We start from the raw sequence: 12,402 nt of genomic DNA on the forward strand, positions 1-12,402 counted from the left end.
CTACAAACGTTGGCCGAGCAAGGCTCGTAACGGAGTGAGAAGGAAAGCCCAAAGACCTGAGCGGGTAGTGCTGATTTGCGGCAGTGGTTGCTGACGCGAACGGAGGCTGATCGGGCGTAAACCAGGCAGTGAGCTGTAGGACGGCGCCTTGACCGGCCGCCGCGAACGCGGTGCCGTGCGCTTCTCGCCGAGCAACGAACGCCGCAACAAGGTGCCGAAAGCCAGGCCTGGTTCAGCCTTGCCGACCACGTTGACCGGCGCGTCACTGAACAGCCGCGCGATCAGCCGGCGCCGAAGCGTTTCGTCAAGGTCGACGAACCTCAAGCCTAAACGGTCCTCGCCGTGATGACGCATGACCTCGATATCCAGCCAGCCGAGCTTATTGATCCACACCTGCCCCCGCAGCCCGGGCTTGATCAATGACGCAACAGCACAGGAAATGGAGGCGCCACTCAGCGAAATATCCACCAGTTGGCCCGCCAGGGTTTTGCCGGCGAAGCGCAACCCACTGGGTTTATCGAAAGGAAAGCGCTCTTCGCCGTGCAAGCGCGGCCGGTCAACACACGCCACCAGGGTGGCCAGGTTGTAGATCAGCGCGACCACCGTCCAGCACAGGTTGAACAGCATATTGCCGTCGAACGCAGCCGCGTTACTGATGGTGATGTAAGCGCCGATCTGCGAGAACAGTGTCAGCGCAAAAAAGAATCCGAACAGTTTCCAGTGGACCGTTGTGCGTGAACGATCCAGGCCCTTTGCCGTGACCTTGAAGGGTCGCCCGAACGGCCGGACCATGGCGCTGATGATCGTCGCCGTCACCGCCAGTGAGGCGACGATTTGGGTGACCTCGGTAAAAATCGGCAAGGTTCGCCGGTCAGTGACCCACGTCCCGTAGCCCCAGAATGCAATCAACGCCGGCATACCGAAGGCCATGAAATCCGCCGGATGGGCGTAGAACCCGGCAATACCGAAATACCAATACAACACCGGCGACACCAGCATCATCAGGATGAATGGCTTGGAGAACCAGTGCATCAAGCCATGCACAAAGTGCAGCCGTTCATTGAGTGAGTAGCCACGACCGCGCAAGGGGCCCTCTTTGAGCAGCGCGACCTGGATCGTCCCCAGGCACCAGCGCCCACGCTGATTGATGTACTCGGTCAACCCCTCGGCGGACAAACCGATCGACAGTCGCTCATTCAACCAGCGGGTGACGTAGCCTTTTTGCTGCAGACGGAGGCTGGTGTAGATGTCTTCGCAGACCGAACCCGTCGGAAAGCCACCCATTTCAGTGATCAGATCACGCCGCACGACAAACGAAGTGCCCACGCAAAACGCGGTATCCCAACCATCCTTGGCCGGCTGGTAGACGTCGAAGAACACTCGCTGCTCATCGACCCAGCAGTTGGATGAACCGAGGTTGTGCTGAATCGGATCGGGGTTGTAGTAGAACTGCGGCGTCTGCACCAGGCCGACCTTGGGATCTTCGAACAATCCCAGGGTGCGCATCAGGATCGGCTGCTGCGGGGCGAAGTCGGCGTCGAGCACCAGTATGTACGGCGCATTGCTGCTGGCCGCCGACAGACGCAGGCCGTTGTTCAGGTTACCGGCCTTGGCGTGGGAATTGTCGGGACGTCGAGCATACTGCACGCCGACCTCGGCGCAGTAGTCGCGCAACCAGTCGCGGCGAGTGTCGTCCAGCACCCAGATGGTCACGTTGGGGTAGTCGATCGCCTGGGCGGCGATGATGGTTTTTTCCAGGATCTCGAGGCCTTCGTTGTAGGTGGCAATGAACACATCCACCGCCGGCACCGAGTGGCCCAGAGCGCGCAAGCGTTGCTCCCCGGCATCGGCACTGGCGTGGTGATCCGAGCGACAGAGCAGGACGATGATCGAAAATAGCGTGTAGCCGATCGCCAGCATTTCGAAGAACAGGAACGTGTAAGCCCAGACCGTGGCAAACCCGGAGTGTCCATCGGGCAAGGTGTCGCGAATCCGCCAGGCCACGTAATTGATCAACAACAGCGCGGTCAAGGCTCCGAAACCGGCACGTGCCATCCATTGATCACGGTGCGTCAGGCTGGCGAACAAAATCACCGCGACCACGGTCCAGAAATTGATTTGCACAAGTTGCAGCGTGTCCAGTGCCTGCATGTCAGTCAGCCTCTTGAAAACCGGTAAAGGGGTTGATGCCGGTGGCAGCGATCGCAGCCCAAGCTGTAGCGCCCAAGTGAGGCAGGTGGTAATAGAAAAAGTCGTTGGTTGTTGAGTCCGGGCCGATGGCCAACCCGGTACTGATACGCGGGGCGGGTGTTGCAAACAGCCAGCCATTGCCGGCCTGTTGGGCCAGCAACACATTCCACAGCGGCTGCGCCTTTTCCTTCATACCGCTCAAGCCCGCCACGGCGGCGGTTTGCGCGGTGCCCTCGGTCCATAAACCGTCCGGGTCGCGGTTGAAGCCATACCCGGCACCCGAGCGGTGCGCCTGATCGACAAACGTGAAGACGCGCCGCCAGTCCGCCGGAGGATCACTCAAGGCGATCAGGGGCCAGATCTGTGCATCCAGTCCCGAACGCTGGCGATCCGAGGTTCGACCATCCTTCCCGGTACCGATCAGAAAGCGCCCTTCCCCCGCATCCCACTGACTCGACACGAATTGCCGGGCAATCTGCGCCTGATGCGCCGAGCCCGGGTCGGGTGCAACCGTGTTGAGTGCAGCCCAGGCCGCCGCCAGGTCGACGTTGTGTTCGGTGGACTTCCAGGTCTGCTGGATCTGCTTGGGGAAATACCCGTAGTAACCGCCGCTGAAACCCGCCGGAGCCTGTCCGTCATAAGTGTTTTTCCCGGACCACTGCAACACTCTGCGAGCGGCCTCCAGATAAGAGGAATCACCGCTCTGGCGCAACGCCTCCAATAACGCCAACGCGGCCCAGGCCTGATTACCGGTGGCACTGCTGACCTGATAGGCGTCCTGATTCCAGGCATTGCGCTCGATGCTCCAATAACCTGGCAGGCGCATCGACGACGAACCCACCGGGCCTGCCGCGTAGGCATTGCGCAAGCGTCCATCCTGATATTCCGGGTCATGAGTCGTGGCGAAAGCCAGTGCATCGGCAATCCGTCGCGCCGACTCGGCTTTGCCGCAGGCAAACAAGGCGATGCTGGCCAAGGCGTTGTCGTAGGTGAACGCAACCCCGCGTAACGCCTGGATTGGCGCCGGCTGACCATCCAGCGGCGGGTAGCTGGCCAGCAACACCGGCCCCGCCGCTTGCGATTGCACCGCATGATCCAGCGCTGCACACGTCATCGCCGCCAATTGCGGCTTGGCCGGCGTCGCCAGCGCAGATCCCCCGCCGCTCATCAGCATCACCCCGATCAGGCCCGGCAGCCACGGCCATTGCACAACGTTGCGCGGACTCATGAGTGAGACACCTCGGCGCTGGCCCACAGCCCTGGATTGCAGGTCATGGCGCGCTGACTGTCGGTGAGGTCAGCGGCAAAAGTACCGACGACGTACACCGAGTTCTGCTCGGCATACGGGAAAGGAACGCTGTAGCTGTTAGGGCGAATATCCTTAGTGCTGGATAACAACTGCACGACATTGGCCTTGAGTGGTTCGTCCAGGCCATGGATTCTCACCGTCAGGACACTGTCGTGATCAATCTTGCTGGCCATGCGTTCGGGAAACACTGCGACGACATAGCTTTCCTGGCAGTTGGTGGCGCGCAGCAAGGTCGACCCGGCTTGCACCACCGTCCCTTGGGGCGCCAACAGCTCTTGAACCGTACCGGACGAATACGCCGTGACCTCATAGCCAGCCGTCAACTTGACCCGATTCTGTTCGGTTTCGATCAGGTGGTTGAGATTGTCGAGTTCGCGTTGATAGGTCTCGCGGTTGCGGGCCTGATTTTCCAGGCTCAGTTTCAGGGTGGTCATCTGCGCGCTGAGGTCGAACATGCGCAACTGATCAGGGTCAAGGTAGACCTGCTTATTGGCGGCATTGACATCACCGTCATTGATTTGCAGCTGTGAACGGACAGACTCTGCCGCGCCTTGTAACGAGGCCAACTTGGCTTTCGAGGAGGCGACCACCGCGCCACTGACTGCCCCTTGAACGAACAACTCAAGGTTGCGGTCGACGGTTTCCTGCGCGTCCGTCAATCGGGCGCTGGCGGCACTGCTCTCGGCCTTCAGCGCACGTTGCGCATAGAGCTGACGAGTATGAAACGCCGATTGATAGCGCTGACTGGTTTTCTCCAACTCGTCGTAATACTGCTGGTCGTGCTCGGCCTGGCTGGCCGATGATGATAGCTCCTGCTCCAGGGTCAAACGCCGGGTTTGCAGGGTCAACAATGTCTCCTGGTTAGCCCGCGGGTTTTCAACCACCGCAATCTTCTGGCCCTGGGCGAAGGTCGAGCCGGGTTTGACCTCAAGTGAATTCACCACCCCCTCGATGGGTGTCGTCAGCAGAATGACCGGCGCATTCAAAATTGCCCGTGTCGCCGATGTCGACACCAGCGGCATCAGCAACGTCGAGAGCAACAGCCAGATGATAAATACCAGGACACCCAAGCCCACCAGACGCGGCAACAGGGACCATGAAAAAAACCTTGAGCGTTCTTCTGCCATGTTTAATTCTCCCAATAAGCCATGAATACACACGGCTATATGTCAGCACTGCGCAGCCGTCATGCCCGATTAGAACGTAACCGCAAAACACATTAAGCAGGATCAACGAAAGCGGATCATCAACTCCCCGGACAGCAATAAAGCCCGCACGGTTTATTTAGATTCAGTGTGATGTGAGCAGGAATAAGTTCCCTGTCTTTTTGGAGTATTAGTTGCCATCATGACGCACATTAAAACGCCACCATCTTTAAAATAGCACTGCCAAAGTTGTGCCAAAGTTTTGAAAATTACCGTGAGTACTTGCCCGACAATACAGGCCATTTGCTGTCACCCAGCCCCGATCGGTGCCGGAACTGTCAGGGGGAGACACTAATTTCAGCACTAGTCGCTGTCAAGCATCGACCCATTCAATAAAATGGCGTCAATTATTGAACGCACCCTGTATTGGATCCATATAAAGCAAGTAACAACACTCCCCCATTGCAACTGCTTATTTTATTTGAGGATTTTTTTATTATTGAATTTTTATAGCCGTGACCTGTCGGGATTTACAGTGTTCTGATTTGGCACACATCAAGAACAAAACGATATAACTACATCGCACCGACCGGACATAGCAGATGACACATGAACACTTCCAATTTAATAGATGATGTCTAATGGCTCCTTATAATGAACCACTGCACATGAAAACGCCCCGACAAGTCAGGGCGCTTTCATGTGCAGCCAGGGCTTAGCGCAGCAACGCTGGCGGGGTCACACCGGCCGCCACTCAGTTCTCTGCCAGTTCACTCAGGATTCGATGCGCCAGGCGCACCCGGGGTTCGTTGGGGTAGCTCTTGTTGGCCAGCACCACAATGCCAAACTTCTTCTCGGGGACGAAGGCCACATAAGCAGAGAACCCGCCGGTCGCCCCCGTCTTGTTGACCCAGACCGCCTCTTGTGGTGCCAGTGGCGGATTCAATGCCGTGACGACATGACTGTCGTAAATCATCTTGTCGGCGTTGCCTTCAACCAATGCACTCAGTTGTACCGGGTAGTCGTACTGCTCCCAGATCAGGTCTTGAGTCATCGGACCTACCTGGAAATAACCCTTGTGCGTCTCCAACAAGGCGCGCCCGAGTTTTGCTTCGACCTTCGCGACGCCCAGATTGGCCTCGACAAAGCGAATCAGGTCCGTGGAGCTGGTTTTTACCGAGTAGGCCTCGTCACCCAGCACACCGGAATTCAACCTGACCGGGGCATCCTGCTTGTTGTAACCCTGAGCATAGAGCGACAGCTTGCTCGCCGGGATGTTGATGAAGCTATTAGGCATACCGAGTGCCGGGAAGAGTCGCTGTTCCAGCGCCACCGCGAACGGCATCTTCATGCTGATTGCGGTAATCATGCCCAACGCCCCGATGCTGGGATTGGCATAGGTTCTTTGGGCTCCCGGCGCATACGTCGGCTGCCACGCCTTGAAGTAGTCCATCAGTTGTTGGTTGTTCTGTACCTGATCAGGCACCTGCAGGGGGAAGCCGCCTGCGGTATGGGTCGCCAGGTTGATCAGTGTCACTTTATCGAACGGGCTGCCCGCGAGTTCGGGCAGGTACTTGCCCGGGTGGTCAGTGAGTGAAAGCTGACCGTTGACCTCGGCGTAGGTCGCCAGGGTGACCGTGAAGGTTTTACTGATCGAGCCGATTTCAAACAGTGTGTCGCTCGTGACCTTCTGCTGTGTTTCCTTTGAGGCCACGCCGAAATTATAGAACTGCTGCTTGCCATTCGCGGTCACCGCAATGGCCAGGCCGGGAATGTTGTACTGCTGCATGACCTTCTGAGCGGCATCTTGCACGATGCTGTCGATATCCGACCGCTGGGCATTCGCCATGGCGAGGTTGCCGAAAGAGACGGTGCTGGCCAGCAATAGCAATGCTGCGCAAGGCTTTGCGATAAAACGCATACAAGTGGTCCTCAGGTCTTTTTGATCGCGGGCAAACCTATCACTTTGATGCGACGGCTCCGGAAGCGATTTATCACAAAATATTTCGCCGACTCCGTAGGCCAGCCAGGCAAGCCACACAAACAAAAACGCCCCGACAAGTCGGGGCGTTTTCAGGTGCGGCTAAGGCTTAGCGCGGGAATGCTGGCGGGTTTACACCGGCCATGTCTTCCATCACACGAACCACCTGGCAGCTGTAACCGAATTCGTTGTCGTACCAAACGTACAGAACAACGCGGTTGTCTTGGCTGATGGTCGCTTCAGCGTCCACTACGCCGGCGTGGCGCGAGCCAACGAAGTCGGTGGAAACCACTTCCTGCGAGTTGACGAAGTCGATTTGCTTATGCAGATCGGAGTGCAGCGCCATGTAGCGCAGGTACTCGTTCATCTCTTCACGGGTGGCGGCTTTCTCAAGGTTCAGGTTGAGAATGGCCATCGACACGTTCGGCGTTGGAACACGGATCGCGTTACCGGTCAGCTTGCCGGCCAGCTCGGGCAGGGCCTTGGCAGCAGCGGTAGCAGCACCGGTCTCGGTGATTACCATGTTCAGCGCGGCGCTACGACCACGGCGATCGCCTTTGTGGAAGTTGTCAATCAGGTTCTGGTCGTTGGTGTACGAGTGAACCGTTTCAACGTGACCGTTGATGATGCCGAACTTGTCGTTAACAGCCTTGAGCACCGGCACGATGGCGTTGGTGGTGCAAGAGGCTGCGGAAACGATCTTGTCGTCAGCGGTGATTTCGCCGTGGTTGATACCGTGAACGATGTTCTTCAGCTTGCCTTTGCCAGGTGCGGTCAGAACAACGCGGTCGATACCCGGGCAGGCCAGGTGCTGGCCCAGGCCGTCGGCGTCACGCCAAACACCGGTGTTGTCCACCAACAGAGCGTCTTTAATGCCGTACTGGGTGTAGTCCACTTCAGTCGGGTTCTTCGCGTAGATAACCTGGATCAGGTTGCCGTTGGCGGTGATGGTGCTGTTGGCTTCGTCGATGGTGATGGTGCCGTTGAACGGACCATGAACCGAATCGCGACGCAGCAGGCTGGCGCGTTTGATCAGGTCGTTTTCAGCGCCTTTGCGCACAACGATGGCGCGCAGACGCAGGCCGTCGCCACCGCCGGTTTTTTCAATCAGGATGCGCGCCAGCAGACGGCCGATACGACCGAAGCCGTACAGTACAACGTCAGTGCCTTTGCGTGCGGAAGCGTTCTGCTGGCCTACAACATCGGCCAGTTCTTCACGGACGAACTGCTCGGCAGTACGACCTTTGCCTTCGGTCTTGAATTTGACCGCCAGCTTGCCCAGGTCTACCGAAGCAGCGCCGAGCTTGAGCTCGCTCATCGCTTTGAGCAGCGGGAATGTTTCGTGAACGGACAGTTCGGCGTCATCGGACTGACGATGGCGAGCAAAGCGGTGAGCTTTGAGAATCGCGATGACAGACTGGTTGATCAGGCTGCGGCCATAGATCGAACTCACCACGTTGTTATTGCGGTAGAGCTGACCGATAAGCGGAATCATCGCTTCTGCGAGTGCTTCACGGTCGATCCATTCACCAAGACACTGGTCGGGCTTCTGAGTCACGGGAACCTTCCACATGTAGGGGCTGAAAAAAGGGGCTACATTATGCCGCCGAGTCGTCTGCGGAGCAATGCACGCCTATCGCAACATGGTTTTCCTTTCGTCGGCGGTAGTCTGCAACTGACAGCCGGCACCTTCGCCCGCTACAATTACCGACTTTGTCGCAACGCTGGAGCTCAACCTTCCGTGCCCGTTCTGCGTCTACCGCTTCTCCCTGCCGCGGCAGGTAAACAGCACTGGGGCAACCTGCCCGGTGCAGCCCTGAGCCTGGCCATCGCCGAGGCCGCCAGCGCTGCCAAGCGCTTTACCCTGCTACTGACCGCCGACAGCCAAAGTGCCGAACGGCTGGAACAGGAGCTGAGTTTCTTCGCCCCCGATTTGCCGGTGCTGCATTTCCCGGACTGGGAAACCCTGCCTTACGACCTGTTCTCGCCGCACCAGGACATTATATCGCAGCGCATCGCCAGCCTGTATCGCCTGCCTGAGCTGAGCCATGGCGTTTTGGTAGTGCCGATCACCACCGCCCTACATCGCCTGGCACCGACCAAATTCCTGCTCGGCAGCAGCCTGGTGCTGGACATCGGCCAGAAACTCGATGTCGAGCAAATGCGCACGCGGCTGGAGGCCAGCGGCTACCGCTGCGTCGACACGGTGTATGAGCACGGCGAATTTGCGGTGCGCGGTGCGCTGATCGACCTGTTCCCGATGGGCAGCAAACTGCCCTACCGCATCGACCTGTTCGATGACGAAATCGAGACCCTGCGCACCTTCGACCCGGAAAACCAGCGTTCCATCGACAAGGTCGAATCGGTCCGGCTGCTGCCCGCCAAAGAATTCCCGCTGCAAAAAGAGGCCGTGACCCGCTTCAAGGCACGCTTTCGTGAGCGCTTCGATGTCGATTTCCGTCGCTGCCCGATCTTCCAGGACCTGAGCAGCGGGATTACACCGGCCGGTATCGAGTACTACCTGCCGCTGTTCTTCGATGAAACCTCGACGCTGTTCGACTACCTGCCGCAGGACACCCAGGTGTTTTCCCTGCCGGGCATCGAACAGGCGGCGGAGAATTTCTGGAACGACGTGCGCAACCGCTACGAAGAGCGCCGCGTCGATCCATCCCGGCCATTGTTGCCGCCAGCCGAACTGTTCCTGCCGGTGGAAGACTGCTTCGCACGCCTCAAGAGTTGGCCACGGGTGGTTGCCAGCCAGCAAGACGTCGAAACCGGAGTCGGCCGCGAACGCTTCCCGGCTACACCGTTGCCGAACCTGGCCATCGAAGCCAAGGCCAACCAGCCGCTGGAAGCACTGTCGAACTTCCTCGATGGGTTTCCCGGTCGCGTGCTGTTTACCGCCGAGTCGGCCGGTCGCCGTGAAGTGCTGCTGGAACTGCTCGAACGCCTGAAGCTGCGGCCGAAAACCGTCGACAGCTGGCCGGATTTCGTCGCCAGCAAAGAACGCCTGGCGATCACCATCGCACCGTTGGACGAAGGCCTGCTGCTGGACGATCCGGTGCTGGCACTGATCGCCGAAAGTCCGTTGTTCGGCCAGCGTGTGATGCAGCGTCGTCGTCGCGAGAAACGCGCCGACGCCAATAACGATGCGGTGATCAAAAACCTCACCGAACTGCGCGAAGGCGCACCCGTGGTGCATATCGATCACGGCGTTGGCCGTTATTTGGGCCTCGCGACTCTGGAGATCGAAAACCAGGCCGCCGAGTTCCTGACCCTCGAATACGCCGAAGGCGCCAAGCTTTATGTGCCGGTGGCCAACCTGCATTTGATCGCCCGCTACACCGGCAGCGACGATGCACTGGCGCCGTTGCACCGCCTCGGTTCCGAGACCTGGCAGAAAGCCAAACGCAAAGCTGCCGAACAGGTACGCGACGTCGCCGTCGAACTGCTCGACATCTATGCTCGCCGCGCGGCCCGTGAAGGTTATGCCTTCGCTGACCCGAAAGCCGATTACGCAACCTTCAGCGCCGGCTTCCCGTTCGAAGAAACCCCGGACCAGCAAACCACCATCGACGCGGTACGCGAAGACATGCTCGCGCCAAGACCGATGGATCGACTGGTCTGCGGCGACGTCGGCTTCGGCAAGACCGAAGTGGCGATGCGTGCGGCATTCATTGCCGTGCACGGTGGACGTCAGGTGGCGATCCTGGTGCCAACCACCCTGCTCGCCCAGCAGCACTACAACAGCTTCCGCGACCGCTTCGCCGACTGGCCAGTGACCGTGGAAGTGATGAGCCGCTTCAAGTCGACCAAGGAAGTGAATGCCGCGGTCGCCGATCTCGCCGAAGGCAAGATCGACATCGTCATCGGCACGCACAAGCTGCTGCAAGATGACGTCAAGATCAAAAACCTCGGGTTGGTGATCATCGACGAAGAACACCGTTTTGGTGTTCGTCAGAAGGAACAGCTCAAGGCTCTGCGCAGCGAAGTCGACATCCTGACGCTGACCGCCACGCCGATTCCGCGCACGCTGAACATGGCGGTGTCAGGCATGCGCGATCTGTCGATCATCGCCACGCCGCCGGCGCGACGTTTGTCGGTGCGTACCTTCGTCATGGAACAGAACAAGAGCACGGTCAAAGAGGCCCTGCTCCGAGAGTTGTTGCGTGGCGGTCAGGTCTATTACCTGCACAACGATGTGAAAACCATCGAGAAATGTGCCGCCGATCTCGCTGAACTGGTGCCGGAAGCACGGATCGGTATCGGTCACGGGCAGATGCGCGAGCGCGAGCTCGAACAGGTGATGAGCGACTTCTACCACAAGCGCTTCAACGTGCTGATCGCCTCGACCATCATCGAGACCGGCATCGACGTGCCGAGCGCGAACACCATCATCATCGAGCGTGCCGACAAGTTCGGCCTGGCGCAGTTGCACCAGCTGCGTGGCCGCGTCGGTCGCAGTCACCACCAGGCTTACGCCTACCTGCTGACACCGCCGCGCCAACAGATCACGCCAGACGCGGAAAAACGTCTGGAAGCGATCGCCAACACCCAGGACCTCGGCGCAGGCTTCGTGCTTGCCACCAACGACCTGGAAATCCGCGGTGCCGGCGAATTGCTGGGCGACGGTCAGAGCGGGCAGATCCAGGCCGTCGGTTTCACCCTGTACATGGAAATGCTCGAGCGCGCGGTGAAATCCATCCGCAAGGGCGAGCAGCCAAACCTCGATCAACCGCTGGGTGGCGGTCCGGAGATCAACCTGCGCTTGCCGGCGCTGATCCCGGAAGACTACCTGCCGGACGTCCATGCACGACTGATCCTCTACAAACGCATCGCTTCGGCGACCGACGAGGATGGCCTCAAAGACCTGCAAGTAGAGATGATCGACCGCTTCGGCCTGCTGCCGGAACCGACCAAGAACCTGGTGCGCATGACCTTGCTGAAACTGCAGGCCGAGCAACTGGGGATCAAGAAAGTCGACGGTGGCCCGCAAGGCGGTCGTATCGAGTTCGGCGCGCAAACGCCGGTCGATCCGCTGGTGCTGATCAAGCTGATCCAGGGCCAACCCAACCGTTACAAATTCGAAGGCGCCACGATGTTCAAATTCATGGTGCCGATGGAACGCCCGGAAGAGCGCTTCAATACATTGGAGGCACTGTTTGAGCGCCTCACTCCAAAAACTGCTTGAAGGACGCCGCATGCGCCTGTTTCGCTCATTGACCCTGTTGTTGACCCTCGTCGCCCCGACAGCGTTTGCCGACAGCCTGTATCAGGTTGAAATGATCCTGGTCCGCCAGAACGCCGTACCGGCCAATGTCAGCCGCGCCGCGCCCGAGGATTGGGCTGCCGGCGCGCGGCCGGTAAACCCCGACAGCCTGCGTACTCCAAGCCTTAACGCCGAGGCGCAGAAGCTGCGCGCAAGTAGCGATTACACGGTGCTGCTGCACAAGGCCTGGCAACAGAATCTCGGTGAGGCCGAGAGCAAAGTCTCGATCAGCGACGGTAAGGAACAGTTTGGTCAGTTCCCGATCGAAGGCACGCTGAACCTGAAACTCGGCCGCTTCACCGACGTCGACGCGAACTTCTGGGTCAACCAATTCAACGCCAATGGCCTGGTCACCGCCAGCGAACGCCTGAAGCAGCAAAGCCACACTAAAAACGGCCAGCTCAACTACCTCGACAACGGCCACCTGGCCCTGCTGATCAAGATCACTTCGCTGACTGCACCTGCGCGTCCGCCAGTCCCTGACGTTCTCCCGGACTGATTGAAGTCC

The 12,402-nt window shown here is 59.0% G+C and carries 7 protein-coding genes; 2 read left to right on the plus strand and 5 right to left on the minus strand.

From position 1 onward, the window contains the following. From AC1RKH_RS19035 to AC1RKH_RS19055, 5 genes are all read right to left on the minus strand, one after another. Entirely contained in the window at positions 1 to 2,151 is a 2,151-nt protein-coding gene (locus AC1RKH_RS19035) for a glycosyltransferase family 2 protein (protein ID WP_493061695.1), read from the minus strand. A 1-nt stretch (position 2,152) separates the two neighbouring features. Next, a complete protein-coding gene (locus AC1RKH_RS19040) occupies positions 2,153 to 3,418 on the minus strand; it encodes a hypothetical protein (protein WP_493061694.1) in 1,266 nt (421 codons plus the stop codon). Next, a complete protein-coding gene (locus tag AC1RKH_RS19045) occupies positions 3,415 to 4,626 on the minus strand; it encodes an HlyD family secretion protein (protein ID WP_123425854.1) in 1,212 nt (403 codons plus the stop codon). The genes AC1RKH_RS19040 and AC1RKH_RS19045 overlap by 4 nt, the downstream gene beginning before the upstream one ends. A gap of 772 nt (positions 4,627 to 5,398) precedes the next feature. After that, positions 5,399 to 6,565 carry a class C beta-lactamase gene (ampC, locus tag AC1RKH_RS19050; RefSeq protein WP_493061693.1) on the minus strand — a complete coding sequence of 389 codons (1,167 nt, stop codon included), beginning with the start codon at positions 6,563 to 6,565 and terminating at the stop codon, positions 5,399 to 5,401. 169 nt (positions 6,566 to 6,734) lie between these two features. After that, on the minus strand, positions 6,735 to 8,198 hold the full coding sequence (locus AC1RKH_RS19055; protein WP_493061692.1) for a glyceraldehyde-3-phosphate dehydrogenase: 1,464 nt from the start codon (positions 8,196 to 8,198) through the stop codon (positions 6,735 to 6,737). Positions 8,199 to 8,366: 168 nt separating this feature from the next. On the opposite strand from AC1RKH_RS19055, the gene mfd reads away from it, so the two are divergent. Next, positions 8,367 to 11,816, plus strand: a complete 3,450-nt coding sequence (mfd, locus tag AC1RKH_RS19060; protein WP_123426093.1) for a transcription-repair coupling factor — start codon at positions 8,367 to 8,369, stop codon at positions 11,814 to 11,816. Positions 11,817 to 11,826: 10 nt separating this feature from the next. Further along, a complete protein-coding gene (locus AC1RKH_RS19065) occupies positions 11,827 to 12,393 on the plus strand; it encodes a CsiV family protein (RefSeq protein ID WP_493061691.1) in 567 nt (188 codons plus the stop codon). Positions 12,394 to 12,402: the final 9 nt, after the last annotated feature.

Source organism: Pseudomonas sp. GW822-FHT06B12 (assembly GCF_058799675.1).